Annotated in this window: 13 protein-coding genes and 1 pseudogene; 9 read left to right on the top strand and 5 right to left on the bottom strand. The window is 67.5% G+C overall.

Annotation, left to right across the window (positions count from 1 at the left end; all coding sequences use genetic code 11):
- Position 1 precedes the first annotated feature (1 nt).
- The 4 genes from F4560_RS43170 to F4560_RS43155 all read left to right on the top strand — a co-directional run bounded on the left by F4560_RS43170 (position 2) and on the right by F4560_RS43155 (position 4,851).
- On the top strand, positions 2–985 hold the full coding sequence (locus tag F4560_RS43170; protein WP_184928770.1) for a bifunctional DNA primase/polymerase: 984 nt from the start codon (positions 2–4) through the stop codon (positions 983–985).
- Entirely contained in the window at positions 982–2,517 is a 1,536-nt protein-coding gene (locus tag F4560_RS43165; RefSeq protein ID WP_184928769.1) for a YfjI family protein, read from the top strand. Before F4560_RS43170 ends, F4560_RS43165 begins: the two co-directional genes overlap by 4 nt.
- Before the next feature lie 360 nt (positions 2,518–2,877).
- The gene (locus F4560_RS43160) at positions 2,878–4,086 is read left to right on the top strand and encodes a tyrosine-type recombinase/integrase (protein ID WP_184928768.1); all 1,209 of its coding nucleotides are present in this window, start codon (positions 2,878–2,880) and stop codon (positions 4,084–4,086) included.
- Positions 4,087–4,131: 45 nt separating this feature from the next.
- Positions 4,132–4,851 (top strand): hypothetical protein, encoded by a 720-nt coding sequence (locus F4560_RS43155; RefSeq protein ID WP_184928767.1) that lies wholly within the window; start codon positions 4,132–4,134, stop codon positions 4,849–4,851.
- Between the two features lie 528 nt (positions 4,852–5,379).
- On the opposite strand, the gene F4560_RS45890 is transcribed toward F4560_RS43155, so the two are convergent.
- Complete coding sequence (locus F4560_RS45890) at positions 5,380–5,511, bottom strand: hypothetical protein (protein ID WP_281392023.1); 132 nt, start codon at positions 5,509–5,511, stop codon at positions 5,380–5,382.
- A gap of 316 nt (positions 5,512–5,827) precedes the next feature.
- On the opposite strand from F4560_RS45890, the gene F4560_RS43150 reads away from it, so the two are divergent.
- The 4 genes from F4560_RS43150 (at position 5,828) to F4560_RS45325 (ending at position 10,911) form a co-directional block, all read left to right on the top strand.
- Positions 5,828–7,240 (top strand): hypothetical protein, encoded by a 1,413-nt coding sequence (locus tag F4560_RS43150; RefSeq protein WP_184928766.1) that lies wholly within the window; start codon positions 5,828–5,830, stop codon positions 7,238–7,240.
- A gap of 136 nt (positions 7,241–7,376) precedes the next feature.
- On the top strand, positions 7,377–8,282 hold the full coding sequence (locus F4560_RS43145) for a cysteine desulfurase family protein (protein ID WP_184929737.1): 906 nt from the start codon (positions 7,377–7,379) through the stop codon (positions 8,280–8,282).
- 314 nt (positions 8,283–8,596) lie between these two features.
- Complete coding sequence (locus tag F4560_RS43140) at positions 8,597–9,604, top strand: hypothetical protein (protein WP_184928765.1); 1,008 nt, start codon at positions 8,597–8,599, stop codon at positions 9,602–9,604.
- A 215-nt stretch (positions 9,605–9,819) separates the two neighbouring features.
- On the top strand, positions 9,820–10,911 hold the full coding sequence (locus F4560_RS45325) for a hypothetical protein (RefSeq protein WP_246477966.1): 1,092 nt from the start codon (positions 9,820–9,822) through the stop codon (positions 10,909–10,911).
- Between the two features lie 46 nt (positions 10,912–10,957).
- On the opposite strand, the pseudogene F4560_RS46765 reads toward F4560_RS45325, so the two are convergent.
- The 3 genes and pseudogenes from F4560_RS46765 to F4560_RS43125 form a co-directional block, all read right to left on the bottom strand.
- Positions 10,958–11,128 (bottom strand): annotated as a pseudogene (locus F4560_RS46765) (UvrD-helicase domain-containing protein); the annotation flags it as partial.
- A gap of 216 nt (positions 11,129–11,344) precedes the next feature.
- Positions 11,345–11,503 carry a hypothetical protein gene (locus F4560_RS43130; RefSeq protein ID WP_184928763.1) on the bottom strand — a complete coding sequence of 53 codons (159 nt, stop codon included), beginning with the start codon at positions 11,501–11,503 and terminating at the stop codon, positions 11,345–11,347.
- Between the two features lie 914 nt (positions 11,504–12,417).
- On the bottom strand, positions 12,418–13,188 hold the full coding sequence (locus F4560_RS43125; RefSeq protein WP_221483859.1) for a glycosyl hydrolase: 771 nt from the start codon (positions 13,186–13,188) through the stop codon (positions 12,418–12,420).
- A gap of 431 nt (positions 13,189–13,619) precedes the next feature.
- On the opposite strand from F4560_RS43125, the gene F4560_RS43120 reads away from it, so the two are divergent.
- The gene (locus tag F4560_RS43120; protein WP_184928762.1) at positions 13,620–15,233 is read left to right on the top strand and encodes a hypothetical protein; all 1,614 of its coding nucleotides are present in this window, start codon (positions 13,620–13,622) and stop codon (positions 15,231–15,233) included.
- Here F4560_RS43120 and F4560_RS43115 read toward each other — a convergent pair whose 3' ends face one another.
- Positions 15,234–17,303 (bottom strand): tetratricopeptide repeat protein, encoded by a 2,070-nt coding sequence (locus tag F4560_RS43115; protein WP_184928761.1) that lies wholly within the window; start codon positions 17,301–17,303, stop codon positions 15,234–15,236.
- Positions 17,304–17,814 lie beyond the last annotated feature (511 nt).

Below are 17,814 nucleotides of genomic sequence, written 5' to 3'. Positions count from 1 at the left end.
AATGAACGCGACCGACATGCTCGCCGTCGCCCTCGACGCCGTCGCGCGGGGCTGGCACGTCTTCCCTCTCCGGCCCAACTCCAAGAAGCCCCCCGCCCTGCACGGCGAGAAGGACTGCCCCCGTTCGGGAATCTGCGCCACCACGCACCAGGGCTGGGAGCAGCGCGCGATGAACGACCCGGACCAGGTGCGGTGGTTCTGGACCAGCCGCCGCTACGCCGGGTGCAACGTCGGCGTGGCCACCGGTCCCAGCGGACTTCTCGTGGTCGACCTGGACTCCGTCGACTCACCCGCCGACGTGCCCACGGACGGCTGGAAACGGGTGGGGGTCCGTGACGGGCACGACGTGTTCGCCGTGATCTGCGAGGAAGCCGGACAACCGGTGCCGTGGGAGACGCTGACCGTCGACACCCCCAGCGGCGGCCGACACCTCTACTTCCGGGCGCCGCGCGACGTGCAGCTGCGCAACACCCAAGGAGCCACCGGCAACGGACTCGGCTGGAAGGTCGACACCCGCGGTTGGGGTGGCTACGTCGTCGCTCCCGGATCGACCACCCCCACCGGCCGATACGAACTCGTGGAAGACCTCCCCGTGGCCGATCTGCCCACCTGGTTGGTCCACCGCCTGTCTCCGAAGCCCGTCACGGCCACCACAGCGGCCCCTCAGATCGCCTCACAACGGTTGCCCGCCTACGTAGACGCCGCAGTCCGGGGCGAGTGCCACTACGTCGCACAAGCCGCACCACACGAGCACAACGCCGTCCTGTACGCCGCATCCGGGCAACTGGGACAACTCGTCGGAGGCGGGATGCTCCCCGCGTTTCAAGCCGAACAAGCCCTGTACGCAGCCGCCACCCACATGATCAACGGCTCATGCGGGTGCACCGAACGCGAGATCCGCCGCGTGATCGAGAAGGGCCTGCGCGCCGGCGAACAACGCCCACGCACCGCACCCCCCAACAAAACCCGTAGGGGCGCAGCATGACCACCGCACGGCCTTTGCACGCCGTCACGGAAACCACCGCCACCACGGCAGCGCCAGAGTGGGAAGCGCCGATGCCGCTGGGCACCAGCCGCGCCGTCCCGCCCTTCCCGATCGACGCCTTCCCGACCTGGCTCGCCGACCACGTCACCGCGGTCGCCAACCTGACCCAGACCCCGCCCGATCTCGCCGGGTGCCTCGCCCTGGTCGCGCTGTCCACAGCGGCCGGCGGGCGGGTGCGGGTTCAGGTGCGGCCCGGTTGGGACGAACCGGTCAACCTCTACTCCGTTGTCGTGCTCCCGCCCGCGTCACGGAAGTCCGCCGTGTTCAAGGCCATGACCCGACCCATCCGCGCGGTGGAGAAGGAACTCGTCGCCGAAGCGAAAGCAGAGATCGAGTCGGCCCGCATCGGGCGTCGTGCGGCCGAAGAGTTCGCTGCCCGCGCGGAAAAGGCCGTGCTGTCCGCCGACATGTCCGAGCGTGACGCAGCGCTGGAAGCCGCCGTGAACGCCGCCATGCAGGTCGACAAGAGCGCCATGCCGATCACCCCGCGGCTCATTGCCGACGACGCCACCCCCGAAGTCGTCGCCACCCTGCTCGCCGATCACGGCGGCCGTATTGCCGTGCTGTCGGCAGAAGGCGGCTTGTTCGGCACGCTCGCCGGTCGCTACTCGGGATCGCCCAACCTGGACGTGTTCCTCAAAGGCCACGCCGGTGACCTCCACCTGGTGGACCGGCAAGGACGGGAAGCCACCGCCGTCGAAGAACCCGCCATCACGCTCGGACTCACCATTCAGCCGTCGATCCTGGACGGACTGGCCCGCAACGAAACCTTCCGGGGAACCGGGTTGCTCGCGCGGATCATGTACTCCCTGCCCGTCAACACCGTGGGCAACCGCATCTCCCGCCCCACTCCGGCGGCGCCGGAAATCGCCGACGCCTACGACGTCCGTATCCGGTCGCTGGTGCGGGAACTCGCCGAGTGGACCGATCCCGCCGTACTCGTGTTCACCCCGGCCGCCGACGACCTCATGGCCGACCTGCAAGACGAGATCGAACCGCGCCTGCACCCCGTGACCGGTTCCTGGGCATACCTGGGCGACTGGGGCGGGAAGCAGGCCGGGCTCACCGCCCGGATCGCCGCCCTGCTCCACCTCGCCCACAACCCGACGAGCTGGGCCGGTGCCATCACCACCGACACCTTCACCGCGGCACGCCGCATCACCGACTACGCCGCTGCCCACGCCCTGGCCGCGTTCGACCGCATGGGTTGCGATCCCGTGATTGACGACGCTCACGTCGTCTTGGACTGGATCGAGCGCACCCGCCCGACCTCGTTCAGCGTGCGGGAGCTGTTCACCGCGATGAACCGCGCCAGGTTCAAGAAGGTCGGCGACCTCACCCCCGCGCTGGACCTGCTCGAACAGCACGGCCACATCCACCACACACCACCGCCCGAACGACGTGGCCCCGGCCGCAAGCCGTCGCCGACGTACTACGTCCACCCCTCCCACCGAGCCGGAGGTGACTCATGAGCCTCCGCAGAATCCGCACAATCCGCACAATCTCACCGAACCGACTGTTTCCACAGGTCACCGGGGGTGCGCGTCAAACGGTCGTGGTCTCCGCAGAACCTCCGCAGAACCTCCGCAGAATCCACCAGGCCCGACCATCGGGCGACCAGCGCACGAACCACCGGACGCACCCGCCCGCGTCACGTCGAGCACCCGTCCAACCCGGCCGCGACCGGCCCCCGTGAATTCTGCGGAGGTTTTGCGGAGATTCTGCGGAGTCTGACCATGATCACCCCATAAGCCGTCTACCTGCGTAAACGACCACCGCCGGTCAATTCTGCGGATTCTGCGGATTCTGCGGAGCCCCGAGGAGCCCCAGCCATGCCCAAGCCCCGACGACGTCCGCCGATCGACGTAAAGCTGTCCGACGACATCGAGCACCTTCCCGACCGGCCGACGCCCTACCGCGCCCGCGTCCGCTGGACCGACCCGACCACCGGCAAGCGCCCATCACTGTCGGAGTCGTGCCAGACCGAGGAACTGGCCCAAGCCTGGATCGACGCCATGAAACGCGTGGCGGCCGGCGGCACCGATCCCGACGCTGGATCGATGCCGCTCACCGACTACGGGAACGCCAACATGCCGCTGGCGCTCCGCGGGCTGGAAGCGAAGACCACCGATCCCTATTTGGCCGGATGGCGGAAGCGGGTCGTGCCGACCATCGGGCACATCCCCGTGCAGATGGTCACGCACGGCGTGGTCGACCGCGCCGTGCACGCCTGGATCGCCGACGAGTGCAGCCGCTCGACCGTCAAGAACACCATCGCGGTCCTGGTCCGCGTGATGGAGCAGGCGTTGCGCGACGAGATCATCGACCGCAACCCGGCCCGGATCTCCGGGTGGCAGCGCGAGTACGCCCGCGCGGAAGACGAGCTGGACGACCCGCGATCCCTCGCACTGGCCGACTGGACCGCGCTCACCCGGCTTGCCGATGCACTGGTCGCCAGATCCTCCGACGAGTACGCGGGATGGCGCGACGTCGTCCTGTTCGCCGCGTGCACCGCGGCACGCATCGGTGAGGTGTCGGGCTGTCGCGTGAAAGACCTCGACACCACCGAGTGGACCTGGACCGTGCGGCGCCAGACCACCAACGGGCCGGGCGGGCTGATCGACAAGGGCACCAAGGGCAAACGCGCACGTCGCGTCCCCATCATCGAAGAGATCAGGGAACTCGTGGAACGGCGGATCGCCGAAACGGACGGGACGGGAGATGCTCGGCTGTTCACCGGTCCACGAGGTGGCCGGATCGTCACATCCGTCCTCCGCGACGCCACCCACTGGGACGAGGTGGTGAACAAGCTCGGCTACGAACACCTGCGCCGTCACGACCTGCGGCACACCGGCCTGACGTGGATGGCCGATGCGGGCGTGCCGGTCCACCACCTGCAACGGATCGCCGGACACGGCTCGCTGACGACCACGCAGAGGTACCTGCACCCGGACCGCCGATCAGTCACCGATGCGGGCGACCTGCTGTCAAAACACCTTCGCCGGTCTACAGAGGGTTCTAGGTTGCGTGTCGTGGGATAGCCATACGCAACACCGTCGCTCTACTTTGGCTGTATATTTCACTACATGACCGACCTAGAGCCTCGCCGCAACTCGATCGCAAGCGAGGTATTAAGCAACGTTTCGAACGAAGTTGCCAAAGCCATAGCCGTACTCATTGGCTTCGATGCAATATCTGCTTCCGCAGTAGGAGGCACCGTCGGTGGCCTGGTCAAGAGTGCGCATCCCGCCCTCATCAGCGTCATTGAACGTAGACAGCAGCGACTACGGATCGCACTTGATGAGGCAACCCACGTAGGCGGTGACCTGGACGAGCTGCTCACTACAGCGCTTGACGACGACAGGAAGATCGAGCTACTTGCTCAAGCCCTTGAGAGCGCGCAGAAGACAGCGGACCACCAACGCGTTCGCTTCTATGGCCGGATCGCAGCCAAAGGCGTACTCGCCGAAGACACCGCGCGTGTAGACGAAGCACAGCGGATCTTCTCCAGCTTGGCCGCGCTAGATGCCGTAGATGTCAAAGTACTCCTCCACATGTGTAGCGAGGAGGACCGCAAGTGGCGGAAATACGACAGCGAAGGTGGGCCAAGCCTAGCGATGGACCTACCCGAAGTTGGAACCGTTCTCGACGCTGTGATTCCGCGCCTCGAAGCACAAGGACTCATCACGAGCAACGCTGGTTCGACTTTCCTCTCCAGCATGCCGACCTGGTGGGTGACCGACTACGGCAAACTCTGCGTGAGCGAGCTGCTCGAACCATCGTGGGACCCAGGCAGTTCGGCCTAGCGGTCCGCAGGAGCACCCCACCCAGGATCAAGCCCGCAGCCGGATTGGTCCACGGATGGTCCACAACTGCGCGCCGAGTAGATCACGAGCAAGATCGACTGATAGACACGAAACAGCCCCGCTGATCAGGTATTTCACCTAGATCAGCGGGGCTGTTTCAGACCGTCGGGACGACAGGATTTGAACCTGCGACCCCTTGACCCCCAGGGTGGATTGGATCATGGCCTGACCTGCGAAAACGTCGAATCGGCAGGTCGCGACGGCACCGTTGGATGCACTTGAGCGCAGCTCGATCCTGTTGTCCCACCTTGACTTCTCCCAATTTCCTCCCATCTTCCTCCCACTACAGGCCTGTGTCGACCGCAGCGAGCCTCGAACGCCAGTGCGTGAATCAAGTGACCCGCGTCTTCGCAGACCGCAGCACAGCCATAGCCTTCGGCGTGGTGCAGGTCGTCTCACCACCAGCACCCCGCCGACTGCATAGCTGGGTACGTCACAACGCGGTACACCTGGGGTTGCTCGTGCTGGTCACCGCCGAGCGCTGGCGTTCGGCAGCACCGTGTTCCTGCGGCTTGGGTCGCGGTCCTTATGGCGGGCGGTGGCACCGACGGTCGTGGTAATTGCGGCGGCCAGGGTGATCACTTTCACGGTCGGCGCCACGGCGGCATGGTAGGTAACTGCGGTCTTACTGGGCGCACCGCCCGTGGGCCGCACTGTTGGCATCGGGTGCATGACGCTGTACTTGGACGTTCGCAATTGCTCTGACCACACTGGCGGCGGCGGTACTGAGCGGCGTTGTCGGCACGGCCCTCCCGTCTGTGGGCACGCTCCTGCTGTTCGCTCTGCTTGGACCGCTCGGCACGTTCGGTCGGTGGCCGCTGAGTCGGCTGAACCAGTAGCTCGCCACCCGCGTTCACGATCGCAGATCCGGCCGTACCGAGGAGGGTGTCCAGCCACCCCCGAAGGCGAGTACACCGTGGTGCACCACGCGCTGCTGGTTCCGGCGATCCGCGAGCGCGTCGAAGACGCGCTGCGTCACCACACCGCCGCCTGGAACACCTACAGCAAACACCGCGGCGCCCACTTGGAAGCAGAGGCGGCGCGCCTGATCACCGTTCACCTGCCCGGCTGCGCACAACACCTCGGGTTCGAGTACTTCGTCCCCGCGCGGGACACCGAGACGGACCCCGCCTCCTATACCAAGCTTGTCGAGAGTGACGGACTGCTGCTGCTCGACGACATCGCAATCATCATCGAGGCCAAGGCCGTGGCCCTGCGGCCGCGCTCACGCACCGGAGACCCGCTTCGACTGCGCCAAGATCTGCGCCGCATCGTCACCGATGCCGCCGACCAGGGCGACCGCCTCCGCCGCCGCATCCTCCACGACCGCGGACTGCGCCTGCGCGACGAGACCTGGCTCGACCTCACCACCATCCGCGAAATCCACACCGTCGCGGTCAGCCTCGAAGACCTGTCCGGCATCGCCACCATCACCAGCGAACTGGTCACCAGCGGCCTGCTGACCACCGACGACCTTCCCTGGACCGTCTCTCTCCACGACCTGCGCATCATCAGCGAACTCATCGACCGCCCCACCGAACTGCTGCTCTACCTGCGCCGCCGCACCGAACCGGACACCACTCGCCGGTTCCACGCCGTCGACGAACTCGACTTCTTCCTGCACTTCCTCGCCGCACAGCTCTACGTCGAACCCGACCCGGACGAAGTCCACGACGCGCTGCCCCAACTCGGCACACCCCGCACCAGGGATCGGCGCCGACACCGCCAGCAGGGCCTGGAGCTGCTGACCAGTCTCACAAACCCCCCGGACGCCTGGTACTTCCACCAGCTTGGCATCCGCACGACACCAATCGACAAACCCCGCATGAAGGCCAATCCCGCCATGCTGAACCTCATCGACGAACTCGCCGAACGACGAGACCCCGGCTGGCTAGCCATGACCGCAACTCTGCTGCACCTCGACGGGAGCGCTCAGCGCCGCTGCGCGACCCTCGGCACCCACCTCGCTGCCCAGACCAGGTCGGACGGCCTACCCCACAACCAAGCCATCCCCATGGGCACGCGACGTGGCGACAGCGTGCTGCTCGTATTGATGACCACGCCGCCCACTGTCCCCACGACGGCGTCGCAACAGCGTCTCCGCGAGTACACGACCGCCAAGAAGCACCAACTCCAGCTCGACCGGAGCTTCGGCCTCCTCTACGACTCCCAGGGGAGATTGATCAGCACCTCCTACGACAACCGCGCTCCCGGCCCCGACCCTGTTTTGGACGCGCTGTGCTCTCGGATACCGCTCAAGGGTCCTGAAGCCTTCCAGGGCTTCCCTCCACCCCGCCGGAGAACGCGCTCGTCACGCAAGCGCCGTTAGACAGGTGCTCCTTGTCCGTGGTCAATGCGACGTCTGCAACCCACCCCGTAAGCACTGATGCCCGTGATGCAGTCACACCACCGGCTGGTTGTTCCGTCCGGAGTTTTTCCGTCCCCTTCAATGAGTTGAGCAGTCACTGCGGCAGCGGCTGTGCCACAGAGTCGGGTCATCGAAAGGTGAACCGTCCGCGAGCCGGTTCACCCGGCTGCGGGCCGGTGGCCTATGGGGTTCCAGAACTCGGTCGGGGTCCGAGGCCGACAACCTCGCCATCCGCGGCACGGTCCTGGCCGCCGGCGTCGACCGGCCGCACGTCATCACCCAACGCACCGTCCTCGTGTCGATCATGGCGGCCAACAACGAAACCGGCGCCCTGCAACCCGTCGCCGAACTCTCCCACCTCACCCACGAGCACGGCGCGGTGTTCCACTGCGACGCCGCCCAAACCATCGGCAAGATCTCCCTCGACGCGGAAGCCCACGGCGTCGACCTGCTGACCGTGGTCGGCCACAAGATGTACGCCCCCAAGGGCATCGGCGCGCTGTGGATCCGCCCCGGCGTGACGCTCGAACCGCTGATCTACGGCGGCGGGCAGGACCACCGGCTGCGCGCGGGCACCGAAAACGTCGCCCTCGCCGTCGCGCTCGGCACCGCCGCCCAACTCGCCACCGACGACCTCGCCTCAGGCGGGCACCACCGCATCCGCGACCTGCGCGACCGGCTCCACCACCGACTCACCGCCGACCTGGGCGGGCGAGTGCTGCTCAACGGACCGGTGAACGCCCGCCTGCCCAACACCCTCAACGTCAGCATCAGCGGAATCGCCGGGCACACCCTCCTCGCGGCGACTCCCGGCATCGCCGCGTCGACCGGCTCCGCCTGCCACAGCGGAACCCACGAGCCCTCACCGGTGCTGACCGCGATGGGCTTGGACACCGACCGGGCCCTGTCGGCGCTGCGGCTGGCACTGGGCCGGTGGAACACATCCGCCGACATCGACCACGCGGCCGACCTGATCACCACATCACTCCGGCGCGACCGATGAGGAACTCCAGGCCCGTGCGGCACGCCCAACGGCGGCTGAGCAGTGAACACCCACTGCTGGGTCGCTGTCGGCCGGTGACCAACGCCCCGTTCACACCTGACGTTGATCAAATCCTCGGGATCCGCCGCGTCGAGCTGATCGCCTGATCCTCCACGGGCTAAAGCCCCGAGCCGACGGGGTGGCCAACTCCGGTCACCCACCCGGATGTGCCGACTTGGTAGCGGCCAGATGTTCCTTCCGCACGAAGGGAAGCGCACAATGCCTCCATGCGGTCCAACGGAAGCGGGCGGTGGCACGGTCAGCGCAGGTTCCGGATGCCCGAGGGCGCCGAGATGGTCGGCAGGCGGGGCGACACGTTCGAAATGCGGGTCAGCATGCCGCCCGACGACCACGGCTTCATCGGTAGGCAGTGCCCGGATTGTGCCCAGATGTTCCGGGTCGACGCCGCCGACTATGAAGGGTTGCCGGACGATCTTGAGCTGTCGTGCGTGTACTGCGGTCACCACGCCGAGCACACCGACTTCGTGACCCAGCAGCAGATCGACAGGGCAAGGCGTGCAGTCGGGGACCTGGGTGTCCAACTGTTGGGGCGGGCCGCTGAGGAGATCTTCGGCCGGCGGTCGAAACGGAGTCCCGGTCGATCAGGCTTCGCCGTCGAGGTCAGTTTCCGCTCGACGCCGTTCTACCCGCAGCCGCTCCCGGGTATCGACGAAGAACAGCTCATCCGGGTACGCAGTTGTGCCGGCTGTGAGGTGCGGTACGCGGTGTTCGGCGAGCACCGCTTCTGCCCGGTCTGCGGGCCGCTGCCGGCTGACGTCGTTGCCTTCGACGCCCTGGGCGCCGAAACGGCCCGACTCGACGGCCTGGCCCAATTGCCAGCGGAAGCCGTGGCGACATTGAGGGAGCAAGGCGTCTTCACCCGGCTATGGGTTGACACGATGGAGAACCTCGTGGGCATCGTGGAAGCCTTGGCATCCGCAACCTTCCACGCCGCCGTGGACGACGCCGCGGCAAGGCTGAAGGGCAAGGGCAACATCTTCCAACGTCTCGTCGACACCGCCGATCTGTTCGTCGAGGGCGGATACCCGGACCTGCGCACCTCGCTGGACGCCGCGACCTGGAAACGTCTCCAGAAGGCGTGGGCTGTCCGCCACGTGTTCACCCACAACGACGGCATCGTCGACGCCAAGTACCTGGCCAAGGTGCCCGACAACACGGCACGCCCCGGCCAGCGGTTGACGATCACCGAGGCGACGTGTCGACAAGCCATCACCGACACCGAGGCGTTGTGCCGCGCGATCGCAACGCTGACCACTCACTGACCGAACGCTTCATCGCCTCTTCTGGCAACTTCGCGCGGCCCGCCAGTGCAGCCGACGACGAGTCCAAGGAAGAAAGGTTCGTGAGAGGGTGGGCTCTGTGGTCAGTCACGTACCGCAGTACCCACCTGGCCCAGTGGTGTGACACGCGCGGTTGCCCGCATCCGTTGAGCAGACAAACTCGGTTGAGCACGTGCGACAGGTTGGACACAACACCGATGAGCCGCAGGAAAAACAAGAAGACCACCCCGAAGCGCGATTGGTCCTCGCTAGACGCGAGAATGATCTCCGACGATGTGGACTGGCTTCATGCTCTCGCCGCAGCCGGTACTCGAGACGAGGCCTGGCAGGCCGTCCTCGGGCTGACCGCGCTCCCGCACATCGCGCGGGTCGTCCACGAGAGTCACCTTCACCTAAGCCGTAAGCACCCGGCGTCCGCCAACAGCGTCCGGCTCCGGTTCGGAGCCGAGATCGCAGCCGCGCGCCATACGGTGAAGCTGCTGGACGACACCGGCAAGTTGTACGACGGGGTGGTAGCGGACTTCACCCGGATCGCCGAGGCCCATCGGGCTACTCTCGGACGTTTCAACGATCTGGCCGTGATGAGCCGCGACGGCCGTCTGTTCACCACCTCGAGGGTGTCCGACTACAACGGTGCCCTGGGCGACACGCCACAGCGCGGTCAGGCCGGTCCTCACAGCCACGCCTACCGCCTGGGGTTGGACATGGGCGAGTCACTGCCCCTCATCCTCCTCCACCTGGGCGTGTTGATTCCGATGGAGCCGGTCGATGTGCCCCTGCCCGACGGCGAGGCGCCGACCGAGCGCTCCATGCAGGCGGCCACATTCTACCGACACAGCTACGAACCGGAGTTCCCCGAAGCGCTGAAAGACGTGCTGTGCGTGATCGAGTCCACGGTCAACACCAGCCTGTTCATCTTCTCGGCATACACGCAGTACTTTCCCGGGCCGGTGTTCCGAGCCCGGCTGATCAGTACAGTTCACGCTTTGCGGGCGCTGGCCGAGATCGTCGAACGCTTCCCTGCACTGGCCGCAAGGCCCGGCATGACGGCGGTTCAGACGCTCCTCAACACACCCGCCGCACAGTACTTGATAAGCGACGCGATCAGGCCGCTCAGGAACAGGTGCATGCACTACGGCGTTCCCTCACACCTGACGATCCAGGACACGAAGTCGCCGGACTACGGGCTTGTGCAGGCAACGACAGACGTGACCTACGAGTCGGTCGTCGGCAACATCGACGGGACGTTGAACCGACTCTCGGAAGTCCTGCTGGACTGGAGAGCCTGACGATCTCCTCCTGTCGATCATCGTTCGAGGGGGTCTCGTCGAGGCAGCGGCGGAGTTCTCCCGCGGCGGCGTTGGTGAGGGTGATGTAGGCGGCGCCGTTTGGTTGCGGAATCTTGTTGAACAGGTCGTAGGCCATTCGTGTGGTGAGCAGCTTGGTCTTGCCGCTGCCGGGTGGCGCGAGCACCACACAGTGCCCTTGCGCGCAGCGGCAAGGGCGCCAGTGTTGAGGTCGGACTCGACATCGCGCAGCGCGTGCAGGAAGACTAGGTACAGGTAGCCGCTCAGATCACTGGCCACCTCCAGGTCGTCGTTGTCACCGCCGAAGATGATCGCGCGGTACTTCACCTCCCCGCCCGCCTCCTCCACGCCGGTGTCGACAGGAGCAAACCGGTAGGTCAGACGAGCCCGCATCGGCTCCTGCTGGACGAGAGCGTCACTCAGCCGTCAGGACCGCCGTCTCGTGATCGAAGTCGACGATGTCGACCGAGACCTCGACGACCTCGCGAGCCGCCATCGGGTCCCAATCGTCCGCACCATCGGACAAGCGGTCCCAGAAGTCCTCGCGTCGGAGGTGGCGCTCCAGGCCCGACAACGTGGGTCCAACACCATCGAAAGGACGTCGGCAGCCATTGTGGCGGACCCTGCGACGCCCCTTGCGGCCCGCTGACCTACCACGCGGCGCACCCCGCATGTTCGCGCACGCGGCCGAGGCGGCAGGCAGCACGGCGACCCTGCATGCCCTGCGCCACACGGCCGCCTACCGGATGGCTGAGGACCCCGAGCTGCCGCTGACCGATGTCCAGTTCGAGATCACCGAACAGGACGACGCCGGTCCCCGCTGGTTCACCACGATCAAAGGCAACGCCCTCGCCGGCGCCAGCTTCTCCAAACCCATCACCCAGGACACCGCCCGACGACACCTCGACGGCCTGCTCCAGCGCGTCCGCGCCTACAACGCCGACCGCACCAAGCCCTACAGCACCACCCACGTCCCAGTCTTCGGCACCTACGTCGACCCCACCCGGGACCGCCTCGACGACCTCGACATCGCCATCCAGGTCGTCGCCGCGTCCCCCACGACGAGTTCACCCGACGACGCGACGCCATCACCAAGAACTCCGGACGCTACTTCGACTCCTTCATCCGAGAACTCATCTACCCCTACGCCAACTCGCCCTGCACCTCAAAGACCGCAAACCCGCGATCAACATCACCAACGAGGACATCACCGCCCTCCCCGACCGACACTCCCGCGTCTACGACATCCGACACGACGACGCAGCCGAACAACCCCACGAAGGCGCCACCGTCGAACCACTGTCCTGACACCACCGGACGGCCTTCCGAACCTTCCGTCGTACGACTCCTGCCCTGTCGGTGAAACAGCCGCGGATGACGACCCAGGGCGAGCAAGGCACTGCCGCAGCGGTGGTACCGAGAAGAACGGACTCGGCCAGGTGAGATTCGGCCAAGGAGGCAAGGATCCCTGCGCCGATGCCGGCCAGATCACCACTGCGAGGCACCTACGCTGCCCACGCGTTGCGAGCGGCGAGGTGGTGCCGTCAGAAGTACCGAGGTGCTCGTCGTGGCGCATTGACTAGAGATCGAGATCGATCCAGACCGCGGCATGGTCGGAGGCGCCGTGGCGGGACGAGGTGATCTCGGGGTAGATCGCCCACTGTTGCGGTGGGTTGGTGTTGTCGGGGTCGCCCCAGAGTCCTTTGCGGAACACCCCGCCCGCCGTGGTGAGGGCGAGTCGTCGGCGGCCGGGTCGGGCGCCAGTCGCCGGGCGAGCTCCGGCATCGCCAGCGGCTGCCGGACCAGGGCCGATGGACCGGCGTGTTCTCCAGGCACCCGACGTTGCCGCACGGACATTCGTCGCCGTTGACCTCGGTCGAGATGGTTCCATTTGCCGACCAGGCCCCGGGCGATCTTCTGGTTGCCGGGGAAAGGGAACTTCCGCGTCCACGAGTTCCGCTGGTCCTGGCTCGTCACCTGGTCCGGCGGGTTCATCCAGGACCAGCGGGCCTCGTAGGCGCGGACCAGGTCGGGGTCGGAGATGGAGCCGACCTCGCCCAGCGCGACCAACTTCCTGTCGCCGCCCAACTGCACGAACCGGTCGTACTGGCCGACGAGCGCGCTATGGTCTCCGACGTCCGCGCTCACCACGTCGACCATGTCGTCACCGGGGTACCAGTCCGGCGAGATCGAGTTCCACACCCAGATCAGGTTGTGCAGGCCGTGGTGGCCGACCAGCCGGCCGGATCCGACGTTCACTGAGGGGAACTCGACGCAGGCACCGCCGCGAACCAGCTAGGCACGGCGATCGGGCTGGTCAAATGTTGGCAGGTGGCGGGCGCCGGTCCAGCTATGATCTACGGCGTGCGCGGATCACCGGGGCTCTCGAGGCGTCAGCGCCATGTGTGATCACCGCGCTGTCGAACTCATCCCAAGGTGCCGTCCACGATCTGGTGACACACGTGCGCCACGCGGCGTCGGTGGACGTGCTGAGGCCAAGCGCGCCCTAGGATTAACCCTCAGCCGGGAAGCCGGGAAGCCGGGAAGCCGGGAAGCCGGGAAGCCGGGAAGCCGGGAAGCCGGGAAGCCGGGAAGCCGGGAAGCCGGGAAGCCGGGAAGCCGGGAAGCCGGGAAGCCGGGAAGCCGGCTGACGCGTCGGGCTGGTGGGGTCCATGGGCTTTGATCCAGCCATGGAGCCGTCGGAATCCGCGCGATGGGGCACGTTCCGGTCGAAGCCGACGGTGCTCGCGGTAGTCAGGACGCTCACCTCGGCGATACGGCTGCTCGAAGCGCTTCCGGTGTTCGCCGGCGATGACCGGGTGCGGGTGGCTTTCGCGGTGGACGAGCGGTCGCGCAACTCGGATGGTGTCTCGGCGTTGATCCGCGGTCTGCCCGCTCCGATCGTGCCGTGGGATCGGGTCGCCGACCTCGACTGCAGACTGGTGATCGCGGCCACTGAGAAGCTCGACCTGCGGACGCGGAAACCGGTGCCGATGCTGGTGATCCCGCACGGTGTCGGGTTCCACAAGTACGTACCCGATGTGGACACCACGGGCACCAGGGTGTCGGGCCTCGTGGATCCCGCCGTGCTGCGCGGTGACCAGGTCCGGATGTTGGTCACCCATCCGTCCCAGCAACGCCAGTTGGCCGAGTTGGATCCGGCGACGGTGGGGCGGACGGTTCTGGGTGGCGACACGAGCTTCGACCTGCTCACCACGAGTGTTCCGCAGCGGGCTCGTTACCGTTCGGCGCTCGGGGTGGACGACCGCCGGCGCTTGGTCCTGGTCTCCTCCACGTGGGGTGGCGAGTCGTTGTTGGGTACCGATCCCGGTCTGCTCACGGCGCTCGTGCGCGAGTTGCCGGTGGACGAGTACCGGGTAGCGCTCGTCGCCCATCCCAACGTCTGGACCTGGGAGGGCGGCTGGGAGCTGCGGCGCGTGATCGACAACGCGTTGCGCGGCGGTCTGCTGCTTGTCGACCCGGCCATGGGCTGGCACGCCACGATGGTCGCGTCCGACCTCGTGATCGGCGACCACGGCTCGTTGAGCATGTATGCCGCGACCACGGGTGTCCCGCTGCGGCTCGCGGCGTTCGGCGACGAGGTAGTCCCGCACACGGTGATGGCCGACCTCGGCCGTAAGGCGATCCGCCTGGACCGCCACCGGGACCTGCGTGCACAGGTCGAGCAGGCGATCGGTGACCGGCATGCCGCCCTTGTGCCCGCCGACACGGTGTTCGCGGCGCCGGGACAGGCGCTGCGATTGCTGCGCACCTGGTGCTACGACGCGTTGGGCCTGCCCGAGCCGGCCTGGGCGCAGGAGTCGGCGATCGCGGAGGACCCCGCACAGGCGTTGCCGGACCTGCACAGCCTCCACGTCGTGGGTTCCGTCAGCGGTGGCGCGGTCACCTTGCGGCGGTATCCGTTTGTCACGGTGCCGCACGTCACGCCGGTCGAGGTGCGGCACGTCAGCGTGGACGACAGGGAACGGGACGTCCGGCGGTTCGCCGACGCGGCGACGATCGTCCGTGCGGCAGGACGGTCGGACGAGGCGGCGAGATGGCTCGGAGAGACCCTCGACGCGTTCCCGGGGTGCCGGATGGCCGGCCACGCCACGTCGACCGGGTGCCAGGTCCGTCTGCGGGACGGTCGGGGCGTCGCGTTGACCGCTCCCCCACAGCTCCGGGACACCGGGCTGCTGACCTCGGCGCTCTACACGCTCTTGGTCCACGACCGCGAACTCCCGGGTTCGTTCGAGCTGCGCGCGGGCGGACGCACGGGTCGCGTCACCGTGTCAGCGGTCTGATCACTCGCCCAGGCGGGCCCGCAGGTCCGACACGTCGGCGCCGGCAGCTTCCCGGATCGTCAACGCACGCGCCAAGTGCTCCCGCGCCAGGTTGTCTTGCCCTTGCGCTTCGAGCACGTCGGCGAGCACGACCAGCGCCTGGGACTCGTAGTGCTCGGCGCCCGACTGCTGGAACAGCGCAACGGAGGTTTCCAGGTCCTCCCGGGCAGCGGCGAAGTCCCCGACGTCCCGACGCAACGCGCCCAAGCCGATCAGCGCACGGGCCGCCATCCTGGGGTCGTCCACCGCCTCGAACTCGGCGTGGGCATGGGACAGGGCCGCCAACGCCTCGTCGTCCTCACCGGTCGCGTGCAGCGAGCAGCCCATGAAGTAGGTGGCCAACGCGGCGCCCCGACGTTCACCGATGTCGGAGTTCACCGCCAAAGCGTTCCGGTACGCCGCGATCGCCTCGTGCGGGTCCACGTGGTCCAGGTACCGGCCGGTGAACTCCCACACCGACGCCACCAGCACGGGGTTGTCGCTCCGGGCGGCGAGTTCCCGCGCGAGGGCCAACTCCTCCTCCGCCCGGTCCAGCCGCCCGAGATCGGTGTAGGCGCGCGAGACCACGCTGCGCAGCCGTGCCTCGGCGGCCGGATCACCGACCCGCCGTGCGGCGCGCGCGCCGATGTCCGCCGATTCGATCCAATCCGCGACGTAGCGGCGGTTCAGGTACAGGGCGGTGAGCGCCTCGGCCATCTGCCACGCCACCTCGTCGTACCCGCGCAGCTCGGCCGACCGCACCAGCCCCAGCAGGTTCGCGCGTTCGGTCACCAGCCACTCCAGCGCCTGGCGTTTATCACCGAACGGCGTGGGCGTCGACGGTGCCACGGCGGCGATCCGCAGCCGATCCTCCATCACCGTGCGATCCGCATGGCACAGGCGCTCCAGGTAGTGACCGAGAACCGTCGCCAGCAGCCGGTCCGCGTCCCCCGCCGTCTCCTCTTCCGCCGCACGACCACGTGCGTGCAGTGCGACGAGTCCGTGGAAGGCGTACCGGTCTGGCCCGATCTCGTCGAGCAGATGCGCCCGCACGAGCGCTTCCACCGCGTCGTCGGCGCGGACGGCGACAACGTCGATCACGTGGCGGGGGATCTCCAGCAGGGGCAGCAGGCCGAGTCGCCGGTAGAGGGCGGCGGCGGCCGGGTGGAGGCTGCGGTAGGAGTTGTCGAACACGGCGGACACGACACGCTCCCCTCCCAAAGCCAGCCCTTCGAGCCGTCCTGCCTCGTCGGAGAGCTGGTCGACCAAGGCGGCAGGCGTGAGGTGCGGCCTGCCGAGCAGCCTGCCCGCGGCGACCCTCAAGGCCACCGGTAATCCTCCGCACAGCCGTACCAGTGCTTCCGCACTCGTCTGATCCGCGTCGAGCCGGCCGTCCGGGCACAACGCGGCCAACACGCGGACGGCGTCCTCGAGTCCGAGCGGGGCCAGCGGCACGGCGGTCGCGCCGTCCAACGCCAACTCGACCAGCCGCTCGTTGCTCGTCGCCACGACCACGGATCCGGTCGATCGGGTCAGGAACGGCTGCACGTGAGCAGGTTCCGTGACGTCGTCGAGCACCACCAGGCGCCGGCCGGTCGCCATCTTCGTCCGGAACAGCGCCGTCCGTCCCGCCAGCGTCGGCGGGATGTGCTCCTCGTGGACCCCCAACGCCCGCAAGCACTCGGCCAGGGCGTCGCCCACGGCCGTTCCGCCTGGCGTCCGCAGCGCCGTGAAGTCGATGTACATCCGGCCGTCGGGGAACCGCTCGCTCCGACCCGCCGCCCACGTGTGGACCAACGCGCTCTTCCCCACGCCGGCCAAGCCGGTGACCACCGCACACCCGGACGGACGCGCACCCGCTGCGGCGAGCACACCGTCCAACGCCTCGAACTCACGAACCCGGTTCACGAATCCCGCGGTCGGAGGCGGCAGCTGGTCCGGAACCTCGACGGGCGACGCCGGATGGTGGTTGATCACGACATTGCCGCCGACGGAGCCCGCCTGAACCACGGGCCCACTGACGTCCACCACCGAGTTGCCGACATCGGTCACCTTCCGAGGCCGACTCGAATCCGGCTGCTCCATCCACGCCCCGCACATCCGCCGTCGTGATCAAACAACAACGTTACGCCATGCGACGTCTCAGCAACGACGATCCACGCACCACAGCCGAACCTTCACCCGTTGGCCCTACACGGCATCCGCCATCCTGCGGCGCCCTCTCGGCAAGCACCGTCGAGTACTGGCCGAACCCGGCCTCGCTATCACCGCCGCATGGGCGACATCGGTCGGACGACAACGCGAGAAGCCCGCGGTGAGTCGGCTTGCCTGTTACGCCCGCGACGGTGTGTGCTGGCCGTGTGCAGCGGCGCGCGAAACTGAATGACCGTCAGGTGTCCGTTCTCCGCCAAGTCTCAGCGGGTGACGGGCAAGTCGGCTCCCACACGCCCGACTTTGCCGCGACCGTCTACGCGCTTCGCGCACGAGGGCTGGTCACGACCCCTCGGGAGAACGGGGCTTGGACAGCACGGATCACCGATGCGGGAGACTTCTACCTGCGACA

Source organism: Saccharothrix ecbatanensis (assembly GCF_014205015.1).
Lineage (GTDB): Bacteria > Actinomycetota > Actinomycetes > Mycobacteriales > Pseudonocardiaceae > Actinosynnema > Actinosynnema ecbatanense.
This window is presented reverse-complemented; position numbering and strand designations above follow the sequence as displayed.